Annotated in this window: 19 protein-coding genes and 1 pseudogene; 10 read left to right on the top strand and 10 right to left on the bottom strand. The window is 33.8% G+C overall.

The window, feature by feature from the left end; all coding sequences use genetic code 11:
* Positions 1-462: 462 nt before the first annotated feature.
* Entirely contained in the window at positions 463-849 is a 387-nt protein-coding gene (locus tag HRU49_RS00975; RefSeq protein WP_296353220.1) for a nucleoside triphosphate pyrophosphohydrolase family protein, read from the top strand.
* A gap of 9 nt (positions 850-858) precedes the next feature.
* On the opposite strand, the gene HRU49_RS00970 is transcribed toward HRU49_RS00975, so the two are convergent.
* The gene (locus tag HRU49_RS00970) at positions 859-1,929 is read right to left on the bottom strand and encodes a branched-chain amino acid aminotransferase (RefSeq protein ID WP_296353218.1); all 1,071 of its coding nucleotides are present in this window, start codon (positions 1,927-1,929) and stop codon (positions 859-861) included.
* Between the two features lie 119 nt (positions 1,930-2,048).
* Here HRU49_RS00970 and HRU49_RS00965 point away from each other — a divergent pair, with 119 nt between their 5' ends.
* From HRU49_RS00965 to HRU49_RS00950, 4 genes are all read left to right on the top strand, one after another.
* The gene (locus tag HRU49_RS00965; RefSeq protein ID WP_296353215.1) at positions 2,049-2,552 is read left to right on the top strand and encodes a DUF4920 domain-containing protein; all 504 of its coding nucleotides are present in this window, start codon (positions 2,049-2,051) and stop codon (positions 2,550-2,552) included.
* A 97-nt stretch (positions 2,553-2,649) separates the two neighbouring features.
* Positions 2,650-2,985 carry a hypothetical protein gene (locus tag HRU49_RS00960; protein WP_296353213.1) on the top strand — a complete coding sequence of 112 codons (336 nt, stop codon included), beginning with the start codon at positions 2,650-2,652 and terminating at the stop codon, positions 2,983-2,985.
* Between the two features lie 46 nt (positions 2,986-3,031).
* Positions 3,032-3,706, top strand: a complete 675-nt coding sequence (mnmD, locus tag HRU49_RS00955; RefSeq protein WP_296353211.1) for a tRNA (5-methylaminomethyl-2-thiouridine)(34)-methyltransferase MnmD — start codon at positions 3,032-3,034, stop codon at positions 3,704-3,706.
* Between the two features lie 64 nt (positions 3,707-3,770).
* Positions 3,771-4,676 carry a TIGR01777 family oxidoreductase gene (locus tag HRU49_RS00950; protein WP_296353209.1) on the top strand — a complete coding sequence of 302 codons (906 nt, stop codon included), beginning with the start codon at positions 3,771-3,773 and terminating at the stop codon, positions 4,674-4,676.
* Here the strand turns inward: HRU49_RS00950 and HRU49_RS00945 are convergent, their stop codons facing one another.
* The 3 genes from HRU49_RS00945 to HRU49_RS00935 all read right to left on the bottom strand — a co-directional run bounded on the left by HRU49_RS00945 (position 4,677) and on the right by HRU49_RS00935 (position 7,300).
* Complete coding sequence (locus HRU49_RS00945; RefSeq protein ID WP_296353207.1) at positions 4,677-5,855, bottom strand: P1 family peptidase; 1,179 nt, start codon at positions 5,853-5,855, stop codon at positions 4,677-4,679.
* A 105-nt stretch (positions 5,856-5,960) separates the two neighbouring features.
* Complete coding sequence (locus HRU49_RS00940; RefSeq protein ID WP_296353205.1) at positions 5,961-6,746, bottom strand: anti-sigma factor; 786 nt, start codon at positions 6,744-6,746, stop codon at positions 5,961-5,963.
* Positions 6,746-7,300 carry a sigma-70 family RNA polymerase sigma factor gene (locus HRU49_RS00935; RefSeq protein ID WP_296353203.1) on the bottom strand — a complete coding sequence of 185 codons (555 nt, stop codon included), beginning with the start codon at positions 7,298-7,300 and terminating at the stop codon, positions 6,746-6,748. The genes HRU49_RS00940 and HRU49_RS00935 overlap by 1 nt, the downstream gene beginning before the upstream one ends.
* A gap of 129 nt (positions 7,301-7,429) precedes the next feature.
* On the opposite strand from HRU49_RS00935, the gene HRU49_RS00930 reads away from it, so the two are divergent.
* Positions 7,430-7,942: a fasciclin domain-containing protein gene (locus tag HRU49_RS00930; RefSeq protein ID WP_296353201.1), complete on the top strand. Its 513-nt coding sequence runs from the start codon at positions 7,430-7,432 to the stop codon at positions 7,940-7,942.
* A gap of 166 nt (positions 7,943-8,108) precedes the next feature.
* Here the strand turns inward: HRU49_RS00930 and HRU49_RS00925 are convergent, their stop codons facing one another.
* Positions 8,109-8,762 carry a YceI family protein gene (locus HRU49_RS00925; RefSeq protein WP_296353199.1) on the bottom strand — a complete coding sequence of 218 codons (654 nt, stop codon included), beginning with the start codon at positions 8,760-8,762 and terminating at the stop codon, positions 8,109-8,111.
* Positions 8,763-8,911: 149 nt separating this feature from the next.
* Here HRU49_RS00925 and HRU49_RS00920 point away from each other — a divergent pair, with 149 nt between their 5' ends.
* From HRU49_RS00920 to HRU49_RS00905, 4 genes are all read left to right on the top strand, one after another.
* On the top strand, positions 8,912-9,463 hold the full coding sequence (locus HRU49_RS00920; protein WP_296353197.1) for a nucleotide exchange factor GrpE: 552 nt from the start codon (positions 8,912-8,914) through the stop codon (positions 9,461-9,463).
* 69 nt (positions 9,464-9,532) lie between these two features.
* Complete coding sequence (dnaJ, locus tag HRU49_RS00915) at positions 9,533-10,639, top strand: molecular chaperone DnaJ (protein ID WP_296353195.1); 1,107 nt, start codon at positions 9,533-9,535, stop codon at positions 10,637-10,639.
* A gap of 242 nt (positions 10,640-10,881) precedes the next feature.
* The gene (locus HRU49_RS00910) at positions 10,882-11,808 is read left to right on the top strand and encodes an ABC transporter ATP-binding protein (protein WP_296353194.1); all 927 of its coding nucleotides are present in this window, start codon (positions 10,882-10,884) and stop codon (positions 11,806-11,808) included.
* 2 nt (positions 11,809-11,810) lie between these two features.
* Positions 11,811-12,656 carry a caspase family protein gene (locus HRU49_RS00905; RefSeq protein WP_296353192.1) on the top strand — a complete coding sequence of 282 codons (846 nt, stop codon included), beginning with the start codon at positions 11,811-11,813 and terminating at the stop codon, positions 12,654-12,656.
* A 100-nt stretch (positions 12,657-12,756) separates the two neighbouring features.
* On the opposite strand, the gene HRU49_RS00900 is transcribed toward HRU49_RS00905, so the two are convergent.
* From HRU49_RS00900 to HRU49_RS00880, 5 genes and pseudogenes are all read right to left on the bottom strand, one after another.
* Complete coding sequence (locus tag HRU49_RS00900) at positions 12,757-15,744, bottom strand: tetratricopeptide repeat protein (protein WP_296353189.1); 2,988 nt, start codon at positions 15,742-15,744, stop codon at positions 12,757-12,759.
* A gap of 31 nt (positions 15,745-15,775) precedes the next feature.
* Positions 15,776-18,991, bottom strand: coding sequence for a CHAT domain-containing protein (locus tag HRU49_RS00895; protein WP_296353187.1), 3,216 nt, complete (start codon positions 18,989-18,991; stop codon positions 15,776-15,778).
* A 136-nt stretch (positions 18,992-19,127) separates the two neighbouring features.
* The gene (locus HRU49_RS00890; protein ID WP_296353184.1) at positions 19,128-19,406 is read right to left on the bottom strand and encodes a hypothetical protein; all 279 of its coding nucleotides are present in this window, start codon (positions 19,404-19,406) and stop codon (positions 19,128-19,130) included.
* 61 nt (positions 19,407-19,467) lie between these two features.
* Entirely contained in the window at positions 19,468-21,507 is a 2,040-nt protein-coding gene (locus HRU49_RS00885; RefSeq protein ID WP_296353182.1) for a caspase family protein, read from the bottom strand.
* 10 nt (positions 21,508-21,517) lie between these two features.
* Positions 21,518-22,372: pseudogene (locus HRU49_RS00880) on the bottom strand (caspase family protein); the annotation flags it as partial.

Below are 22,372 nucleotides of genomic sequence, written 5' to 3'. Positions count from 1 at the left end.
AAATAGTCAATGTCAAAGTCAATTTTTGTAACAGTTTGAATGGATAAAAACAATTTTAGATTATGAATTTTCATCATTTTTATTCATACTAAAAATCATGAGCAGGGCATTAATAATTACCAGAATTACTATCGCGTAGAGAAATGTCATTATAGCTTTTGTGAATAAAACAATCAACAAACGCAAACTCCTTTATTAGTGTTGTTAAAATTTTAAAGGCCAAATTAAGACAGTAGAAACTTGACTGCCACGATCAGAGCTATGAAGCTAATAAAGGCAATCAAAATCCAAATTGAACCTTTGTAGTGCGCTTTATGAATTTTTTTATCCTTTCGATATTGAGATGCAACGGCAATGACGAAAACAATAAAAAATAAAAGTCCAAAAATCAATTGACCTGTAGAAAACATTAGCTTATTTTTATACAAAAATACGACTTAACAACTAATTAAAGAAACACTAATGCAAGACAAAATAAATGCGGTAAAGGCATTCCACACAGCTTTCAAAATAGGACATAGAGAAACTCCTAAAGCCGATCTTGGAATGGAAAAGAATATGCTTCGTTATAAATTAATGCGCGAGGAAAATGAAGAGTATCTTGAAGCTGCAAATACTAATGATTTGGTGGAAGTGGCTGATGCCTTGGGTGACTTACTCTATATATTGTGTGGTACCATAATTGAACATGGCTTGCAGTATAAGATTGAAGAAGTCTTTGAAGAAATACAGCGCAGCAACATGAGTAAGCTTGGTGAGGACGGTGAACCGATTTACCGAGAAGATGGTAAGGTTTTAAAAGGACCACACTACTTTAAACCAAATATTGCCGAAATTTTAGAGCGCTAAGCTCTTGATTTAGCATACCTTAATTCTCCAGCCAAAAGGATCGTTTGATTTGTTGGTTTGAATATCAGTAATACGTTTTTTGAGATGTGCTCCAAAAGTGTTTTCGATTTCTGGTAGATCATAATCCTGACCTTTAAATCCAAAACCAGATATTGGTGAAACAACGGCCGCAGTTCCTGCTCCAAAAATTTCTTTTAAACTACCATTTTCTGAAGCTTCAATGAGTTCTGAGACTTTAATTTTACGCACCTCAGTTTGTATGCCTTCAGCTTCTGCAATGGTCAAAATACTTTTTCTTGTAATACCGTCGAGTATTCTATCGCTCGTTGGCACCGTTAAAAGTGTATCGTTAATACGCACAAAGATATTCATGGCACCAGCTTCTTCTATGAATTCGTGCGAATTATCGTCTGTCCAGATTACTTGCTGGTAACCTTTATCTTTAGCTAATTGTGTTGGATAAAACTGTCCTGCATAATTTCCACCAGCTTTGGCAAATCCCACTCCGCCATTGGCCGAACGAGAATATTTTTCTTCTATTAAAACTTTCACCTTACCAGAAAAGTAGGCTCCTGACGGTGCAAAGGCAATAACAAACTTATAGGTGTCTGCTGGAGATGCATGAAATCCTTCACCACTAGCTAACATAAATGGTCTTATGTATAAAGAACTACCTTCAGAATTCGGAATCCAGTCCTTTTCTAATTTTAGAAGCTCTTTTAAGCCATCCATAAAAATAGCTTCTGGAAGCTCTGGCATTGCCAATCGCTTTGCAGATATATTTAACCTATTGAAATTGTCAATTGGTCTAAACAAAAACACATTATCATTACCATCTTTATAGGCTTTCATACCTTCAAAAATGGATTGGCCATAGTGAAATATCTTAGCAGATGGTTCTAAAGAAATGGATTGATATGGTGTAATCCTAGGATTCTGCCATGTACCATCTTCAAAGTCACATACAAACATATGGTCAGTAAAGACCTGACCAAAGCTTAAATTATCAAAATCTACATTGCCAATTTTAGAATGGTCGGCTTTTGTAATATCTATTGTAATTGTGTTTAAATCTGCCATTAAACAATCGGTTTATTTCACCGTAAAAATACAAAACCGAAAGCGTTAAAAAAAGGTAATATTGTCTTAAAATCCTTAACTTTGTACAACTTTAAATCAATTTAGAAAATACTATAAAAATGAAGCGAATAGTTTACTTATTAGCCGTTGGACTGGTGTTATTTTCATGCAAGAATGAGAAGCAAACCACAGAAGGAAATCAAGAGCAAAAACAACCGGAAATTGCCTATGCATCTTTTGGAATGGAAATTTCGGATGCTGATGCGTTATCATCAGATCGTATGTTAGAGCATTATAAGCAACTTAAGTCTGGAGATACTGTTAATGCCAAAATGAGAGGAACTATTGTAGATGTTTGTTCTAAGAAAGGATGTTGGATGAAATTGGATATGGGCGGAGATGAACAAGTAATGGTTCGTTTTAAAGACTATGGATTTTTTATGCCGCTTAATGCTGAAGGAGAGGTTGTTGTAAATGGTAAGGCTTTTATTACAGAAACCTCTGTAGATGAGCTAAGACATTATGCTGAAGATGCGGGAAAGTCTGCAGAAGAAATTGCAGCTATTACAGATACTAAGCTTGAATATAAGTTTGAAGCCGATGGTGTATTACTTAAGCAGTAGGTATTATAAAATGATCCTATTGGTATTGGTTTGTTTAAGTTGCAATGATAAACCAAGATTAGAGGAAACTGAGGAAAGGTCAAAACAAGAATTGATCATGTATCAGCCTTCGGAAATGGCCAATTTTATGAATGTTATGTATGCCTATAACTTACAATTGAAAGAACAAATTACAGCAGGGCAACAACCGGTTTCTATGCCCTTGGATCTTATGACCTTATACGCAGCCGAAATGAGTAATGGGCATTCAAGAACCACTACTTGGAATAGTTTTGTCAATGTATTTATTGAATCCCAACAGATGATTGCGGATACCTTGTCAGATATAAATTTAAAAGAACGTTACAATAACGCTATCAATAATTGTTTGGCCTGTCATAAAACAGAATGTACAGGTCCAATTCCTAAGATTAAAAAATTACTTATCCATTAATAAGTACAATGTAAACGAGAGGTTTTAGGAACCGCTCTATTATTGAATGAAAAGAAAAATCATCTCTACATCAGATGGCTCTAAGACCATTCATATTGAAGATTGGAATGAACAATACCATTCTGTACATGGTGCAATACAAGAAGCAAATCATGTTTTTATAAAACATGGTTTAATTTTTTTCATAGAGTCCTTGTACAAGACATCTACAATTCGAATTCTTGAAATTGGTTTTGGAACAGGACTTAATACTTTTCTTACTTTACTTAAGGCAAAGGAGCTTAATTATAAAATCGATTATGTTGGTGTAGACGCCTATCCTGTTACGAAGGAGGAGATTCATCAACTTAACTATGCAGAATTAATTTCTAAAAAGGATAAATTTCAGTTTGAAAAGTTGCATGAGACTGTCTGGGAAACATCTCAAAGTATTACTTCTGATTTTAAACTCGAAAAGCAAGAAAAGTTTTTTAAAGATATCAATTCAGATGAAGAATTTGATATCATTTATTTCGATGCTTTTGGTGCACGAGTACAACCTGAGTTATGGACAGAATCTATTTTTGAGATTATGTATAAGGCCATGAGGTCTAATAGCGTATTAGTTACTTATTCTGCAAAAGGTAGTGTAAGACGAGCAATGCAAGCCGTTGGTTTTATTGTGGAACGATTGCCTGGACCTCCTGGTAAACGAGAAATGCTCAGGGCAACCAAACGTTAAATCCAAATTAAAATCCTTATTGCCGCTGACACCATGTCGTATCTTTGCAGAAACAAGTTAAGCAATGACTATTTTAATTACAGGTGCGACGGGACTTATAGGTAAGGAAATTGTAAAGCAATGTCATGCTAATGGACATAAGGTTCATTTTTTAACGACTTCAAAGTCCAAATTAAGTACACAAGCTGGGTACCGAGGATTCTACTGGAATCCGTACCAAAAAGAAATAGATCATGCTTGTTTTGAAGGTGTTTCTGCAATCATTAATCTCGTAGGAGCATCAATTTCTAAACGTTGGACAGATGCTTATAAAAAAGAAGTACTAAATAGTAGAACTCAGACGGCTAAATTGTTACAAGACACGATTAAAGTACATAATTATAAAATTGATTATGTAGTTTCTGCAAGTGCCATAGGTATTTATCCAACTAGTCTCACTAATTATTATGATGAGAACTACAGCAAAAAGTCTAACTCATTTTTAGGTCAGGTAGTTGAGCAGTGGGAAACAGCTGTAGATGGTTTTGAAGAACTTGGATGTAAAGTTGCTAAAATTAGAATTGGTTTAGTGCTTGCTAAGAAAGGTGGAGCATTACCAGAATTGATTAAACCAATAAAGTTAGGAGCAGGTGCAGCAATGGGCTCAGGTAAACAATGGCAAAGTTGGATACATGTTCAGGATTTAGCTAGTTTATTGATGTATACTTTGAAGTATCAGTTAGTAGGAGTTTATAACGGCGTTGCACCAAATGCTGTGACTAACGAGGAATTGACAAGAGTAGCAGCAAGTGTTTTACAGCGTCCACTCCTATTACCTAATATTCCAAAGTTTATGATGAAACTAATGCTTGGTGAGATGTGTATGTTATTGTTTGAAAGCCAACGTGTAAGCTCCCAGAAAATCGAGAATAAAGGGTTTGATTTTAGATTTGCAAATCTCAGACCGGCTTTAGAGGATTTATTATTGTAGTTACTTATCTTTTAGCCTATTGTATTTTTTCATGGCTTTAATTAGTAAATCATGAGGGATGGCATAAGCTTTATTGCCATTTATGCCTTTCATATCCTTAGCTGCAATCATGGCATTGATAATCGCTTCTTCAACTACCTGAACAGCAGCTTCAAATAGTGGAAATGTCTGGTCATTTGGTAATGAAGTTACAGTTACAGTTTCATCACGATTAAAGGCTTGCTCATTGGCAGTAGAAAAGGCTATAAAAATATCACCAGAGCCATTACTCCCGCGACCACCAACAATACCAACCCCCAGAGGAATTCTCTGTGCAACCCGTTTTAATTGATGTGGTAACAAAGGAGCATCTGTAGCTACAACTACAATAATTGATCCGTCGCCTTCTTGTCGTCTAGATTGAGGAGGTCCTTTATACTCTATACCTTGGTTATCTTTTAATTCTAGCCCAACAGGTACACCAGCAATCGATAAGTTCCGCTTTGCTCCAAAGTTAGATTGTACAAGAGCAGCAACAGTATATGTCGAATCTTTTACCTTAATAACCCTTGATGAGGTGCCTGTACCACCTTTGTAACCCAAACACATCATACCAGTACCACCACCAACGTTTCCTTCTTCAATTTTGCCGCTTTTTGCATCTTCAATGGCTTCTAAAACATGTACTTCTTTAACATGAAATCCATAAATATCATTTAAAAAGCCGTCATAGGTTTCCGCAACAACGGGATAAGTATACCACCAATCTTCTCCTTTATACCAATCTGTATCAACATACCATTTTAATACTGCATCTCTTACCACACCAACACTATTGGTATTAGTAATCATTATTGGGGTTTCTAAAAAACCAGACTCAGTAATCCATGTCGTACCTGTCATTTCACCATTACCATTAAGACTATACCAATTAGCATATACTGGGCTAAATTTTTTGGCCTTTCCTCTCGGAAAAATTGCTGTGACACCAGTTCGCACAGGACCTTTGCCGACTTCATTGTCTCCATCTCCAGAAATAATAGTACTGTAGCCTACTTCAACACCTTTAACATCGGTTATAGCATTAAATTCACCAGGTGTTCCGACAAATGGAATTCCTAAATCTCTTGCTCTTGGTTTTTGAGCATTGGACTGTGTGAAAATTATTAATGATGTAATAACAATCGCTAATTTTTTCATAATATGGTGTCAACATGATACTACACGAATGTACTAAAATGAAATCAAACCCTATGATTCTAGGTTTACAAATCTCAGATCAGTATTAGAAGATGTTTAATTCCGTTAATTGAGGTAAACGTTGGTTACCAAGCGTTCAACCGTAGGATGATCACTACCACCAAGAGGTTCGATGGTAATATTTAAAGACTCAGCGTGCTCTATATAGCTCATGACCGCAAGAATAGAGCCTTTAGATATGACTCCCATATTGATCATTTCGCCCTCAACATCAGCCCACATTTGATAATCATGAGCTTCATCTAACTCTGGTAATCGTTCTGTATTCACAATAACAGATTTTGTTTCGTGGTTTACATAACTAATGACTTTACCTTCGGGCATTAAAGTATTACCTTTTAATATATACTGTTCTGTATCAGGATGGGTGATGGTAGTCAATAGTGCCAATTCATTGTTGAGTTGCTTATTCAGAGTATTAATTTTATTATCCAACTCTAGTTTTTCGTTTTCAACTATCTCTAATTTCTGTTTAAAACTATTTAGTTGATTATACATCCATGCACTTCCAGCAAACAACAATAAGGCAATACTTGCTGCTATTCCGAGAAACCAATTTGAATTTCTATTGGATTCTAACGTAACTTCTTTAGTTTGTTTTATGTTGTCTGTTATTTTCTTTAAAAGTTGAGCCTTGACAAAATCAGGCGGAGTAATGGCATTATCAAGTCCAAGTCGTTCAAAGTCTTGTTCTAAATGCGAATAATGTGCTTTGAGTTCGGCATCAGAAACTAAAAGTTGCTCAATTTGCAGATTTTCATCGGCATCAAGTTCACCTAACAAAAATTGTTCTAAAAGTCCATCGTCTAATATCATTTTCTTATCCATCATCACAGCACATTAAATATTAGTAATACTACACTTATTGATTTAGTGTAAGCCGTTCTCAATTGTTTTAAAGCCTGGCGCACATAGGACTTGAACGTACCCAGTGGCACATCCATTTCTTGGTGTGCTTCCTTGTGCGTTAATCCTTTGAAGTAAACCAATTCAATAGCTTGCTTGTGATGTGCTTCTAATGATGTTATAGCCCCATTCAATTCTAAGAAATCAGCATCTTTACTAATAGTAGCTTCTTTACTATCATATACACTAAAATCATCGGTTTGGATGAGCGGATCATTTTTTCTTAAAAAATTTAACGTTTTGTTCCTGGCAATACGAAATATCCAGGTGTAAAAACGTCCCTTGCTATTGTCATAACTATTGGCTTTTTCCCAAACAGACATAAAGGTATCCTGAAGTAAATTTTGTGCAATACCTTCATCTCGCGTCATTTTTAGAATGACACTATAAATGGCCCCAGCATATTTATCGTAAAGAAAGGATAGCGCACGTTCCTCTTTATTTTGAAGTTGTTGGATAAGTGCGTTTTCGTTTTGCATTAATGTTAAAGATTTCCCAAATATTGGGTTGTGCTCATCTGGCAGCCCAAAGCCTGTGTAAATATAATTGAAAGCACTTCAAAAAAGAAATAAGTGCACAATTTAGTTTAACCAAAATTTAAAAAAATCATGAAAAAGTTAGTATTGGTATTAACAACAGTAGTCGCGTTAGCATTCACTCAGGTGGCCTCAGCTCAAAAAACAATTGTAGACGCAGCAGTAGGAAATGAAGATTTCTCAACATTAGTAGCAGCATTAAAAGCAGCTGATTTGGTAGGTGCTTTACAAGGTGATGGACCATTTACAGTATTTGCTCCAACAAATAGTGCTTTTGCAAAGATTGATGCGACAACTCTTAACAACTTACTAAAGCCGGAAAACAAAGAAACATTAACTAAAATATTAACGTATCACGTAGTAGCAGGTAATTTAATGGCTAACGATGTAGTTGCTGCATTGAAGAAGGGAAAAGGAAAAGTTGAAGTAGAAACATTAGCTGGTCAAAAGTTGACGGTAATGCAAAAAGACGGAAAAATTTGGTTAAAGGACCAAGCAGGAAATTATAGTGAGATTACAGCGACAGATGTTAAAGGAAGTAATGGAGTAATCCACGTAATTGACACGGTGGTAATGCCTAAATAGATTTAGTTTTATTAGTAATTAGTAAAACTATACAAGCCATTAATCCATATTTTGGTTGGAGTCTGATTGATTGATGGCGAATGCAATTTTAGTGATAAAATTGCTATGGAGAAGAAAAGCACTTACAGCAATGTAAGTGCTTTTTGATTTTAGCGTATTGTAATGCTTATGCTTTTTCTGCAATAAGATTAATTGTTAATTCAATGTCATCGTTAATAAACTTGTCACCTAAATTGTCAAAGAATGATTTAGAACCATACTTTACGTTCCATTTAGAACGATCAATTGTGAACGTTTCACTCTTTAAGATCATGGTGTTTCCTTCCATATTTGTACTCACAGGAAAACTAATATTGTTAGTCGCATCTTTTAAAGTAAGGTTTCCAGAAAGCACAGCTTGACCGTTTATTGTTTTTAATCCAGTTACTTCAAAAGTTGCTTGAGGATACGTTGCAACGTCAAAAAAGTCAGCACTTGTTAAGTGTCCTTTTAAACTAGCATTACCTTCATCTTCAACAGGAATATCTGTAACGGCGATACTTGCCATATCAATTACAAACTTTCCACTTTCGATATTTCCGTCATTTACACTGATAGCTCCATTAGCTATAGCAATAGTTCCATTATGAGATCCAGTTGGTTTAAATCCTTTCCACTCAATGGTAGATTTATCTGTTACGGCTTTATATATTACAGCTGTTGCTTCTGCTACAGCAGCTTCTTCAGCAGCAGAGGTCTCTGCTTCGTCAGCTTTTTCTTTACAACTTGAGAAAGCAACAATGGCAATTAATGCAAAAATTTTAAAAAATGATGTTTTCATGTTAATATGATATTTATTGTTTTGAATTGCAAATATAAGAATATATTTTCCTAGGAAAATATAAAAAAATGTTAATGACATTTTGACATTTTAATCATAATGGCAGTACTTTTGCCCTCTAAATCGAAGAATAAATACAAAAACTCAAGATGAGTAAAAAAGATAAAAATAAAGACGCAGAAGCGCAGCACGTAGAAGAAACCTCTACAGCACCAGCAGAAGCTGAAGAACAAAATGAAGTCAAAACACCTGAGGAGCAACTTCAAGATCAGTTAGCAGCAGAGAAAGATAAGTTTATGCGTTTGTTTGCTGAATTTGAGAATTATAAAAAGCGAACAAATAAAGAGCGCATTGAATTATTTAAAACTGCCAGTGAAGGGGTTATGATTGCCATGCTTCCGATTTTAGATGATTTTGAACGCGCCTTGATGCATATTGAGGAGGATCAAGAGGCGGAAGAGTTAAGAAAAGGAGTGCTACTTATCTATAACAAGCTTTTAAATACGTTAGAACAAAAAGGGCTTTCTAAGATTGAGATCAATAGAGGGGATGCATTTAATGCGGATGATCATGAAGCAGTAACTCAAATACCTGCTCCAAGCGATGATCTCAAAGGAAAAATCATTGATGTGGTTGAGCGCGGCTATAAACTTGGTGATAAGGTCATTCGATTTCCTAAAGTTGTTATTGGACAAGCTTAATTATAGAGTAGTCTATAATTTACATAGTCAATTATTAAATAAAAATTCCCTTTTAAAGGGATCAAACATATGAAAGAAGATTTTTACGAAGTATTAGGTGTAAGCAAGGGAGCTTCTGAATCTGAGATTAAAAAAGCCTACAGAAAAATGGCTTTAAAATACCATCCGGATAAGAATCCTGATGATAAAGAGGCAGAGGAAAAGTTTAAAAAAGCAGCTGAAGCCTATGAGGTTCTAAGTAATCCAGATAAAAAGGAGCGCTACGATCAATTCGGTCATCAAGCCTTTGAAGGTGGAGGATTTGGCGGTGGTGGTATGAATATGGACGACATATTCAGCCAATTCGGAGATATTTTTGGTGGTGCCTTTGGAGGTGGATTTAGTGGTTTTGGCGGAGGCGGACGTCGTATGGTTAAAGGTAGTAACCTTAGAATACGAGTGAAGCTATCTTTAGATGAGGTCGCTAACGGAGTTGAAAAGAAAATAAAAGTCAAACGTAAGATCCAAGCCGAAGGAACAACTTACAAAACCTGTGGCACTTGTAATGGGTCTGGTCAAGTGACAAGAGTAACAAATACCATTTTAGGTCGTATGCAAACGGCTACTACTTGTCAGACCTGCGGTGGTTCTGGTCAGGTAATAGATAGTAAATCTTCTGATGCTGACGCACAAGGGTTAAAAGTAGCTGAAGAAACTGTGTCAGTAAAAATTCCTGCCGGTGTCGTAGATGGTATGCAACTTAAGGTAACTGGCAAAGGAAATGATGCGCCAGGAAATGGGATTGCGGGTGATCTCTTAGTAGTTATTTCAGAAGAAGAGCATCCATCTTTAAAGCGTGAAGGCGATAACTTACATTATGATATGTATGTAAGTCTTCCAGATGCTGTTTTGGGTACGTCTAAAGAGATAGATACTGTTACTGGAAAAGTACGAATTAAAATCGAAGCAGGTGTGCAATCTGGTAAGATATTAAGGTTACGCGGTAAAGGAATTCCTAGTATTAATGGTTATGGTAAAGGTGATCTTCTTGTACATGTAAATGTTTGGACACCAAAGACTTTAAGTAAAAAGCAAAAAGAGTTCTTTGAAGATATGCGAGATGATGAACATTTTGAGCCAAAACCTGAAAGTACAGACAAATCTTTTTTTGAAAAAGTGAAAGATATGTTTTCATAAGAAGGCTCTGTTTCATAAAAAATACTATCTTTGAATTATCGCTAATGCTAATTAGCGGTAATTTTTCTTTTTCATAGCAATTTTTTCCCATCCTTATCTAACCATAAGGGTGGGTTTTGTTTTTAAGGGTTTCCATTCTTTTAACAGCAATTTAATAGTGCTTATTCATTCGTATTTATGTGTTAAAATGTATTACATTTAATATCTTTACGCACTAACCAATTTTCAAAACCACTGAATTTATGAATGACTTATTAGTTGCTAATTCTGTCTCTAAAAATTTTGGAGATTTCAAAGCACTAAATGAAGTTTCTATTGCCGTTCCTAAGGGTAGTATCTTCGGTTTACTAGGCCCAAATGGTGCAGGGAAAACGACACTTATTCGGATTATTAATCAAATTACTGTGCCTGACGATGGCCATGTCGAATTAGATGGTCAAGTTTTAAAACCAGAGCATATCAGAGATATTGGTTATTTACCAGAAGAGCGAGGACTTTATAAATCAATGAAGGTAGGAGAACAAGCATTGTATCTGGCACAGTTAAAAGGCATGTCTAAATCAGAGGCTAAAGCGCGACTTAAGTATTGGTTTGAAAAACTTGAGATTGGAGATTGGTGGAATAAGAAAATTCAAGAGTTAAGTAAAGGTCAAGCGCAAAAGATTCAGTTCGTTGTTACAGTGCTTCACAGGCCTAAGTTGTTAATTTTCGATGAACCATTTTCAGGTTTCGATCCCATTAATGCAAATTTAATTAAAGATGAGATATTACAATTGAGAGATGAAGGGGCTACCGTTATATTTTCAACGCATCGTATGGAGTCTGTCGAAGAGTTATGTGATCATATTGCATTACTTCATAAATCTAATAAGATTTTAGATGGTAAGCTCAATGATATCAAACGAGACTTTAAAACAAATACTTTTGAAGTTGGTTTACAGTCTTCAAATGCTAATGCTGTTTTGACTGAAATAAAGAATAAGTTTGAAGTTTTTCCAGCAACGTTTAAAAATTTGAATGATGATATTAAATTAAATATCAAGATTGATAAAAAAACATCATCTAATGATTTACTGTCGTTTTTAACGGCTAAGGCAGAGGTACACCATTTTGTTGAAGTCATTCCTTCAGCGAATGATATATTCATTCAAACTGTAAAAAATAACTAGGTATGAATCATTTATCATTAATCATAAAGCGTGAATATTTAACAAAGGTTAAAAATAAATCATTTATAATCATGACGTTCTTGAGTCCATTGATTATGGTTGCGTTGATAGCGGTTGTAGCCTATTTGTCGCAACTCAATAAAGATAAGCAGCGTACCATTGCAATTTTGGACGAAACAGAGTTTTTGGGTGATATTTTTAAAAGTACAGAAAAGACAACCTATACATTATTATCAGATATAGATGATACTGTAATTGTATCATTTTCTGGTCATGGACTTATCGGTAGCGATAAGGATTTTTATTTTGCTGCACACGATATGGACTTTGAAAATCCTGAAGCAAAAGGGATCTCTTATTCAGAGATTCAAGATTTACTTACAGATATACCTGCGAGAAGAAAATTATTGTTGTTAGATGCATGTCATAGTGGTGAACTAGATGCAACCAATAACAATAAAGGCTTAAATACAAGAGTTATAACCCATATTCCTGAAGGAGCAAAAGGAAGCAAGGCTAAAAGTAAAACGGCTAAGAATGAAGCATCATTTAAACTCATGCAATCTCTGTTTTTTGATATTAACAGAGGAAACGGCGCTTATGTAATATCTGCGGCTGGTGGATCTGAGTTTGCTTATGAAAATGATGAATGGGAAAACGGAGTGTTTACGTATAGTTTTTTAAATGCATTATACGATTTAAGTTATGACACCTGGAAAGGTGAACAAGGCATTCCTATTTCTAAGTTAAAAGATTACGTTTATGAAAAGGTGAAAGAGTTAACCAACAACAAGCAAAGACCAACATCTAGAGCAGAAAACCTTGAATGGGATTGGGTTTTAGACTAAAGATTATATAAAAATCTTGTCAGGTTGAGCATCGTCTGAAATCAAAATATATTTTGATTGAGGGCACACTGCAAAGCAGTCGAAATCTTTTAATGAACTATTAATTCAAAATATACCTCTCTATAGTAGTTTGACTATACAATGTTTTAAGCTTATTAGACCTAAAAAGGGTTTGGTTCACTTTTCTACGCATGGTCTCACTTTTAGGAATATTACCTTTAAATTGTAGATATACTGAAGCCAATAAGTAATCCGTGGTTTTATCAATTTTAGTTAAATAGTTATAGTAGTAATCCGCATTTTCAGTATTGTTGAGGTCAATACTAGCTTTTGTTAAAACACGTAATAAATCTGCATTAAGCGATTTGGAATTAGCTTTGCTTATACTTGGTAAAGCAACATTTAATGCTTCTTCAGGATTATTATTTAGATATAAGTAATTAGCATAAATAAAAGCGGTATTACCCTTACTGTCAATATCGTATGCGAGTTTGTAAAGTTTTGTGACTTCTTCTGGTGTGCCAAACTTACTTTTATCTTTTGCTACCGTATGTAAATATTTAACAATTTCGTTAGTTGTATTGGTGTTAACTGAGTTTTTCGAAGCACTAATTAAATTAGATACAGCTTTTTCGGTTTGATTGGTTTCAATCTGGCTAAAACCTAAATTCTTATTGCTTTTTACAAAAGAGGTATCAATAGTAACCGCTTTTTCAAAAGCATCGATAGCTTTGTCATAAGCCTTGGTTTCAAAATAGGTTTGTCCTAAAAGATTGTAAAAATCTGGTGCTTCAGGTTGAATATTAATTGCAGTTTGCAGTAGATCAATGGATTTTTGCGTGTCATTTTGTCGGTTATATAGCTTCACTAAAGGGCTATAAGCAGCAATAGACTGATTGTTTTTTTCAATAGCCTTCTTATACTGCGCTTCAGCTTCTTTTAGTTTATTAGATTTTTGTTCTAAATAGTTGCCATAAAAGAGATAAGCGTCAGAATTATTGGGATTGGCAGCAATGCATGTTTCAAAAGTGTTTGTAGCTTCGAGAGGTTTCCTAATCTGAGATTTTAACCAAGCCTTTCCTGAATAAGCTTCAATATTGTAAGGATTTAAACGAATAGCTTTATCGAATAGCGAATCCGCCAGCCTTAAGCGGGTTAATCGTTTATATTTTGAACTTATAAAGGCTGCATATTCAGAATAGGTAAATGAACTTTCAGGATTGCTATCTATGGCATTTAGTAATAGTTTCTCAGCTTGCTCATCTTCAATGTTGTTAAGTTTGATATAATTTAATAATCCTTTTGAGGATATAGTGTTAGTAGAATCTGCTTTAATGGCTTTGTTATACCATTCTAAAGAAGTTTTATGATTACCTTTTAAGGCTTGCAATTCACTCATTTTTTGTTGAGCTAAAGCGTTGTTAGGATTTGCTTTTAATGCTTTTTTATAATAGGTTTCAGCAAGTTGGTACTTGCCTTGCAACATGTTTATGTCACCAAGTTTTAAATTGGTGTTATTTCCGTCTTTACCCAATGAATTGTTAAGATGTACTGTGGCGTCATCGTACTTGTACTGGTCGATGAAATTATCACTAATGTTAATATCTGGACTTTGCCATGTGTTTATTAACCCTTTTGCTTTATTAAAGTGATAAAAAGCGCTATCGTATCTTTTTTGGTTGTTATAAACTAAACCTAGAGCATTGTGAATGTATGCAGCTCTTGGTTCTAATTGCAATGCCGATTTTAGTTTACGCTTAGCTGTTTCAAATTTCAAGTGATTGTTGCTTCTTATAATAGCGTAAGCCTCTAAAAGCATTTGACTTGCTTTAACTCGATTGTATAGGAAATTATCTTCACCCATTAACTCTAAGCAGATATCGAGATGTTTAGATTGTCGAACAAATTCTTTACTCGGAGGTAAATAGGTAGAACCTTCAATGTATAGATTTATTAAAGTTTGGGCTTCATTAGATAAAGTTTTTAATAAAATGCTTTGCATTTTACTTTTAATACCTTCAGAAACCGTGTTGTCGTTTAAAACAGATTTATATATTTCATATGCACTTGATGATTTGCCATAGTAGGAATTGCGTTGTATTGCAGCATTAAATCTCGAAATAGTTTCACCGTTTGATTTGTTTTTTAAATCTGTTTTTGCAATTCCTCTAGCAGCAAGTTGTTTAGTGTTTTCAATTGTAGAAGCAATGTCTTCAAAGTTGATAATTGTTGCATCGTTAGATACAACTTTCATTATAGCTCTATCATTTTTTGTACGCAGAATAGGTGTTTGACTTTTCTTGTGTTTTTTTACAACGGTAGTATTTACGTTGTCATATAGATAATCATCAAGTTCTCTGTAAATGATATTTTTATCTGCATTGTCATCTGCTAAGCCAGATAATCCTTTGACTAAATAATAGGTAAAATACCCATGCTTTAAATCTGAGCTTTCATAAGATAATTCATCTGCACCACAACTCAGTATTTTGGTAGAATTCTCAAACATGGCCTGTATGGTGCCCATATTTTTTTGTGTACCTTTTTCAAACACAAAGCCAGATCGGCAGGCATCTAAAATGAGAACTACATTAACACCTTTTAAAGTGAGGTTATTAATAGCTTTATTGAGTAGCGCCAAGGGTACTACACCACCAGAATAATACTCTTGATTGGCATTCGCATCTGCTGCAAGTAAAAAGCCTTCCTTTTCACCAAAATCTTCAACTACATCACCATGACCAGCAAAATAGATGTATAAAACATCACCATCTTTTGCAATTTTAAACTGCTTTTTTAATTCTTGAACAATGTTTAGAGCCACAGCATCTTTATTGATGAGCAGACTGATATTATTGTCTTCTAGATCTTCAATATCGGTTAGATAATTTTTAAAAAGCGCAGCATCATTATCAGCATATTTTAATTTTAAGTCATCGGCATTATAATTGGAAACTCCAATCACAATAGCACGCTTTGTACCATTAGATGTTTTACTAATAGCATTTGGTTTAGATCCACGTGAGCCCTCTTGAGCATAACTCAAAGCAGCCATAACCAGTAAAATATATCGTATAATTTGTTTCATGATTCTACCAAATTACAACTTTTCTAAATTATTACTCAATCAACACAAAAGCGGCCCATTTTTCAGGATTGTCTTTATACTTGTCTGACATTTCTATTTGGGTATTTCTAAAGGCTTTTCTAATATTTTGTCCACCTAGCCAATTCCTGTAAAATGAGGTCATAAACTCAGCAGTTTCTTTATCAGGTACTTCCCAAAGGCTCATCATTAACATATTTACACCAGCCATTTTAAAGGCCCGTTGCAAGCCGTAGACGCCCTCGCTACCGTCAATATCACCTAATCCAGTTTCACAAGCGGAAAGCACCACAATATCAGTTTCAGAAAAGTCTAAAGTGGATATTTCTTCTGCCGTAATGATTCCGTTTTCTTTTTCGTTTGGTGGATTACTACCATTTGTCCAAGCATAATTTGCACCACTAAACAATAAGCCTGTTCTATTTAAGGGGTTGTAGTCTGTTTTATATTTAATACGAGTCTTAGATTTTAGCAGTGACACTTTTTCATCATTGTTTTCAAAGAAAAATCCATGTGTAGCAATATGTAATACTTTAGGACTTTTTCCGCTTAAACTTTTAAAATACGATTCATTAGCATTTGTGCCTGTCAATTTATTTGCGGTAACACGTTTATTGAGTAACAAGGTATCTATACTATTTACTTCACTTAGAGTGCCAGGCAAATAACTCCACGTATTATTTTTTTTCGATCTATTCAGTTCTGTTAAATCTACAGACTGCGGTTCTTGTACTTTTTTACTAATAGCTTCTTCCTTTATTTCATAATCATAGGTAATACCTCCAACTAATAAAATATCGTCTGGTTTAGGATTATTGAGGTTAGAAGTTATCTCGTAGGTACTGCTTAATTGAACTAGGTTATACTTGTTTATTAAAAAATCATCATTGTTTTTAATAGATGAAAATGAGACATTATGTAACAAGCCTGTTGGTGCAAAATATACATTTGCAATATTATCTAATTCTGATTCTATGGGTTTCCAGATCAGTTGATAGAGCTCTGAAGTTTTTGACGTCTGACTCGTTGACCTTGCTTTAGATCCTCTAGTATTATAAAGTTCTTTTGGATTTGAAGAATTTGAAAAGAGTTTTTGCAATGTTGATTCCTCAAAGAGTGAAATAACTTTTGGCTGATTGTAATCCTTTTTAATAATGTATGCGACGTAATAGGTGCTGTCCGTTGCCTCATGCGTGATATAATTAAATCTCGAAAATTCAATGGCAACGTCCTCTGGTTTTAATTGGTCTCTAACCTTGGACCATTTTTTTTCAAAATTAATGGGGTCTTTAAAGCGGTCATTATACAATTGAACTAGTTCAATTTCGGATTGATAAACAGTCTTATTTAATTCTTCTTTAATTTCAAAAAACTTCTCATTGTTTTTGTCTTCAATACTTTGTAAAAACTGTTTATTGTCAATATAATCATTGATAAGAGTACTAATGTCAGGTTCATTAAGTGCTTTTAGTTTTTTGGTAACGTTCTTTGCTTGATCTAATAATAAACCTTTTAAAATGTATTTGTTTTCAAGGTTAATTGTGGTAAGTTCTTCTTGTGGATTGTCAAAATTGAGGGATTCATAAATATTAAATGATGCTTCAATCTCATTAAGAAATATGCGTTTTAAATCATTAGTGCTGAAACTAAATTGTTTTACAAGTTGTTTCTTCGTCAAATCATTCGCTTGCTTCACATTTTTAATGACCTTTCCATATTGTTTTTCGCACTTTTGAGCAATTATTAAGCTATTAAGTGCATCAATATAATCTGGATTATCTGTCCCATAGAATGTCTTTATTTTTGTGATGGCTGCATCCAAAAGAATGGAAGCTTTTTTACATTGATTATCCATAAGATACACATTGGCTAGATCTATCTGCTTGTGCCAATAATTAGGATAGTTTTTGTCTTCTTCATTAAGTGTACTTTCTATATTTTTAATGGCCTGTTTATATTTTTTTTGTTCAACAAGAATTGCACTAAGATTATCTAAACATTCTCTGTAGCTATTGTCTTTTATAGTTAGGTTTAAAGCCTTTGCCTTATTAAACGCTAGGTTTGCAAGGTTTTCTGCTTGTTCTATTTTATCCATATTGAGATAACACATACTTAGTTTTGACATTAAGACTGGAAGTGTTGGTGCGTTGTCTCCTGCGGAAGTTTTGGTGAGCTGTATTGCAATGTCTAGGTAAGTTTTCACTTGCTCGTAGTTTTGAAGTTTCCAACTCAGGTTACTCAAGATCTCATAGTATTGTATTGAACTAACTTTTGGCTTAGTTTCATCTAATTCTATGAGCTCAACCCCCTTACTCGCATAGTAAAATGCTTTTTTATAGTCTGAAGTTTCCGTAAAACAAGCCGTCAAAAACATATAGGTATTTCCAAGAGCTTTGTCATTTGTACGGTCATTGAGTTCTTCAAAAATATCTGCTGCTTCTAATAAGGCTTTTTCTGCCTTATTAAAATACCCGAGATTAACATTTATACCACCTATACTTGTTAGAATATTGGCGTAATTTGAGTTAAATGCGCCATAATTTTTTTTAATGTACTCCAAACTTTCTTTTTCGATTTCCAGTGCATCCTCAAGTCTTCCTAAGCCTTGATATATGCTAGGAAGGTTATTGTACCTCAAATTATTATAGGCTGTTTTATCAAAATATGGATCTTTATTTAAAATTTCTAATCCTTCATTTAGAATGTTAAACGCTTTTTTATAGTTACCAGTCTCTCCATATAAACCTGCCAAATTTGTAAGTCCAATACCATACATCATGTGGTCTTCGCCATATACAGTTTTAAGTAAATTGTTAGACTCTATATATTTTGCTTCAGCACGTTTGTATTCTTTTTTGGCAATATAAATATTAGCCAAAATGGTGAGTGCGCTAGCATATTGTTCATTAGTTTCACCGTATAAGGCTTTTATGCTAATAATGGCTTTTTCCATTGGTTTCTGGGCCAGGTCATTTTCTTCTAATTGCACTAAAATGATAGCATAAGAGTATGCTGTTGACATAAACTCATTAGATGCTACCTCAAAAATTTTCTCTGCTAAATTAAAGGCATTTTTGAAGGCATTGGCAGCCTGGTTTAAATCTTGATTATTGTAGTAATTAGTACCATTTTGAAAGTGTGTTTGCCAGTCATTGTAATCTTCAGAACTCTGCGAAAATGCCAATATTGAAAAGCAAATGCCTAAGAATGTGTGTAATATTTTTTTCATATATGTGGTATTTTAAACGATCTTATTTTTTGATTAATAATCATATTTATAGTTATAATCTTTTTCTATTTGAAAATCTGGTTTTCTAGTATCAATATCCTGTAACTCTTTATAAGATGTGCCTTTTCCCAAGCGATTATTTTTTGTTACTAGAGCGTAAATCAAACCTTAGGTCATAAGAAGCATCCCTTCCCTTATGATAAAAATGGTATAAAAGGTGGAGTAAACGCTGTGTTTTTATATCCCAAACAACTACTGTGCCATCATTAGAGGCTGTAATTAGTAATTTATTATTGTGCACCGTTCTTGAAGTTAAAATGTAAGATGTATATCCATTTGGTAATCCGAGTTTAAAGTTTTGAGCGGGACAATAGAAAAAAGATAAAACAAGAATTGAGAGTAAGGTGTTTTTCATTGGTTACTATTTAATACGTACAAAACGTATCTGTTATTATAAAACTCCTAAACGTCATTCTCTATTCTCTTTGTTTAAAAAAAATAAATTCTCCACCTTCATGGTTGGCATTGCGTATAACGCCATACTGTGGAATATTCTCCGTATTATTGAGAACGACCTCTTGTATGGTTTTAAATAAATCACTCGCCTTTAAATGGATACTTTTGTTTTCTTTTAATGATTTTATTAAGTATTTGATAAATACACTTTCATCTGGTACAGGTTTGTCTAAACCACTTGTCATGGCATTGCGTGCATTCTTTTTTAGAAGTTTTTCAAAAGCTTTGGAGGTTGTATTTGTATTAATATCTCTGTTGTATTCAAAAATAGAACCACTAAAGCAAGCATCACTAATAAGTAAGGTATGCTTGGTCTTAATATTTGAGATGTAATCTTTTATATCTAAGTTAGACATCCAAGAACTTTTGCTGCTTATTTCTGCGTCTGATGGTAACCAATAACCTCTTTTAAAATCAGCATCGTAAACACCATGACCTGCATAAAAAATCAGCAAATGATCTTTCTCAGAACTTATCTGAAATAAGTTTTCTAATGCTTTAAAAATATCTTTGCGTGTAGGGTCTTTTAAGAATGTTATATTTTCATTTTTAAACGCATAGTTATTGACTAATATTTTTTTTAGAGCGGTAGCATCTTCAATTGGAAATTTAAGGTCGTCAATCTTCTCGTCCTCATAGTTTTGTTCAGCGATAATTAATGCTCTATAGGTATATTCTGAAACGATATCACGTTTTTTTTCTTTCGGAATAACACCGCGCATAATATTGGTAGAATTCGTAGAATTTTTTAAAGTTTCGAGTTCTTTTTTTAGTTCTTTAATTCGATTTTTTAGGTAGCTGATTTCAGTTAATTGTAGTTTGTTTTCTTTTGTTAGAAAATCAATTTTTTCAGTGTCATTCATCATCGCTAGGCGTTTAGCACTCCGCGCTGCTTTTCTTTTTTCTTTATCATGTGAATGCTGTGAAGATTTTGGCTCTTGTATTGTCTGTTTTGCTAGTTTATTATGTGTTGTGGCATAAGTTTGAGCCTCATCTATATTACCTAAAGCCAAATGAAGCTCAGAGATTTCATTTAGCTTTTCTAAATATTCTTCATTACGCTTACCATTAGATTGTTCTAATAACTCTAAATCGCTAAGTAAAAGTTCTAGCTCAATAGAGGATTTAGGTTTGTAGGTTTCAACAGGTGTCTGATATGGCATATTACCGTTATTGTCAACAATATTATATTGAAACTCATAAGTAAACATTTCTGTATAAAAATCCTTTATGTACTCTAAAGAACTGTTGTTTTCGTTCCTAATAATAGGGTTAAAATTAATAGGTTCTGGTGATGCAAAACCCTTAAGTGTTAATGTCTCATATGGTGGTGCAAACTTAAATTTACATGCCTCAAAGGAAGTGGTTTGCCTAGGTTCAATTCTTCTTTCGTCACCAAAAAGAGTACATCCAATATTTGGGACAAACCCAGATAATTCGCCCTTGCTATTGATTTCAATAATACTGAAATAAATAGGATTGTCTGACAAATTTGTGACCTCTAATATTGCTGCCGAATCATTAGTGTTAAAGTCTAAATTTCCGTTTATTTTTGAATAATTGCTTAAAGAAAGCTCTTTATTGTTCTTATCGACTGGTTTTATTCGGAAGCTAAAGCTATAATTGTTGTTTTTCAGATTAAGATTATTGATATAAAACCCATAAGCATATTGAAATAGTTTTTCTTTTAATAGCGCGGCTGTTTTACTAGGATTAGAATTGTCTATTCTATACACAACTTTATTTTCTGAAGATTTTTCAATATTGTAATTTGTACCATCAAATGAGAGATTGATATGACTAAAATCTGAATCTAAGAGAATAGACCCCAAACCTTTATCGTAAATATAATTTACGACTTCGCTCTTTAAGTTTTCGTCATTGAAACTATTATCAAAAAAAACTTTTAAACCATAAGAATTATAAGAGGGAGCAGGTGTGTCTTGTGCCATTACGGCTGCATGAAAAAAAAAGAAAAATATAGGAATGACCTTATTCATAAAGTTAAGCCTAATTTTTAGCTCTTACAATCTCATATACAAACTCTGTACTATAGCCATCAATTTTACCACCTTTAGTTCTGGCAGTTGCCTTTTTGCCTCTGGTTTGCGTGTAGGTTTCACCAACAAAATCTTCTAATGGGTTGCTTTCACCAGCACCACGAGTACCTCCTTTTTCGCCTCTAGATTGTACGGTTGATTTAAAATTTATTGGTTTTGGTGTTGCAAATCCCTTAAGAATTAGTGTTTCATATGGATCACCAAATTGAAAATAACAGTTTTCAAATATCATAGTTTTACCAGGCATAATACGTCTTTCATTGTCATTTAGCGTGCAGTCATCATTTGGCATAAATGTGGCAATTTCACCTTTAGAATTAATCTCTATAATGCTAAAGTATAGCGGTTTATCACTTTTGTTTGTAACCTCAAGGAATACCAAGTCATCTTCGGTATTTACTTTAAATTTGCCCGCTTCGTCAATGAAAGCGCTTTCTTCTAAAAGTTCTATTTCATCAATTTCTGCGTTATATTTTCCAGGTAATAATCGAAATTCAAATTCGTAATCATAATTCTTAAGATTGAGGTCCTTTAAATACGATCCTTGTGCATAATTGAATAAGGTATTTGTGATGCCTTTATAATCATATTTGCCATCTTTTTGTGGTTGAGTAAAAATAGATTCGTTACTTATAATTTTGGTGTCTTGGCCACTAACTGTTAGAATAGAAATACTATTTTTTTCTTCAGCAATAATTAATTTTGCCTCTGTGGCAACATCCACAATTTTTCCAATTTTTTTCTCGATTAAAAAGGTTTCTATTTCTTTTTTAATGGATTTAGATTTCACGGATTCATCAATATA

Source organism: Winogradskyella sp. (genome assembly GCF_013213975.1).
GTDB lineage: Bacteria > Bacteroidota > Bacteroidia > Flavobacteriales > Flavobacteriaceae > Winogradskyella.
Note: the sequence above shows the minus strand (reverse complement) of the source record. Positions and strands in the feature narration are given on the sequence as shown.

What these genes read in the sequence shown, in the direction of transcription:
- dnaJ (WP_296353195.1), top strand. Translation starts at nt 9,533, where the DNA reads ATGAAAGAAGATTTTTACGAAGTATTAGGTGTAAGCAAGGGAGCTTCT.
- HRU49_RS00945 (WP_296353207.1), bottom strand. Translation starts at nt 5,855, where the DNA reads ATGAAAAAATTAGCGATTGTTATTACATCATTAATAATTTTCACACAG.
- HRU49_RS00885 (WP_296353182.1), bottom strand. Translation starts at nt 21,507, where the DNA reads ATGAATAAGGTCATTCCTATATTTTTCTTTTTTTTTCATGCAGCCGTA.
- HRU49_RS00920 (WP_296353197.1), top strand. Translation starts at nt 8,912, where the DNA reads ATGAGTAAAAAAGATAAAAATAAAGACGCAGAAGCGCAGCACGTAGAA.
- HRU49_RS00970 (WP_296353218.1), bottom strand. Translation starts at nt 1,929, where the DNA reads ATGGCAGATTTAAACACAATTACAATAGATATTACAAAAGCCGACCAT.
- HRU49_RS00925 (WP_296353199.1), bottom strand. Translation starts at nt 8,762, where the DNA reads ATGAAAACATCATTTTTTAAAATTTTTGCATTAATTGCCATTGTTGCT.
- HRU49_RS00910 (WP_296353194.1), top strand. Translation starts at nt 10,882, where the DNA reads ATGAATGACTTATTAGTTGCTAATTCTGTCTCTAAAAATTTTGGAGAT.
- HRU49_RS00960 (WP_296353213.1), top strand. Translation starts at nt 2,650, where the DNA reads ATGTATCAGCCTTCGGAAATGGCCAATTTTATGAATGTTATGTATGCC.
- HRU49_RS00940 (WP_296353205.1), bottom strand. Translation starts at nt 6,746, where the DNA reads ATGATGGATAAGAAAATGATATTAGACGATGGACTTTTAGAACAATTT.
- HRU49_RS00975 (WP_296353220.1), top strand. Translation starts at nt 463, where the DNA reads ATGCAAGACAAAATAAATGCGGTAAAGGCATTCCACACAGCTTTCAAA.
- HRU49_RS00895 (WP_296353187.1), bottom strand. Translation starts at nt 18,991, where the DNA reads ATGAAAAAAATATTACACACATTCTTAGGCATTTGCTTTTCAATATTG.
- HRU49_RS00905 (WP_296353192.1), top strand. Translation starts at nt 11,811, where the DNA reads ATGAATCATTTATCATTAATCATAAAGCGTGAATATTTAACAAAGGTT.
- HRU49_RS00930 (WP_296353201.1), top strand. Translation starts at nt 7,430, where the DNA reads ATGAAAAAGTTAGTATTGGTATTAACAACAGTAGTCGCGTTAGCATTC.
- HRU49_RS00935 (WP_296353203.1), bottom strand. Translation starts at nt 7,300, where the DNA reads ATGCAAAACGAAAACGCACTTATCCAACAACTTCAAAATAAAGAGGAA.
- mnmD (WP_296353211.1), top strand. Translation starts at nt 3,032, where the DNA reads ATGAAAAGAAAAATCATCTCTACATCAGATGGCTCTAAGACCATTCAT.
- HRU49_RS00890 (WP_296353184.1), bottom strand. Translation starts at nt 19,406, where the DNA reads ATGAAAAACACCTTACTCTCAATTCTTGTTTTATCTTTTTTCTATTGT.
- HRU49_RS00965 (WP_296353215.1), top strand. Translation starts at nt 2,049, where the DNA reads ATGAAGCGAATAGTTTACTTATTAGCCGTTGGACTGGTGTTATTTTCA.
- HRU49_RS00900 (WP_296353189.1), bottom strand. Translation starts at nt 15,744, where the DNA reads ATGAAACAAATTATACGATATATTTTACTGGTTATGGCTGCTTTGAGT.
- HRU49_RS00950 (WP_296353209.1), top strand. Translation starts at nt 3,771, where the DNA reads ATGACTATTTTAATTACAGGTGCGACGGGACTTATAGGTAAGGAAATT.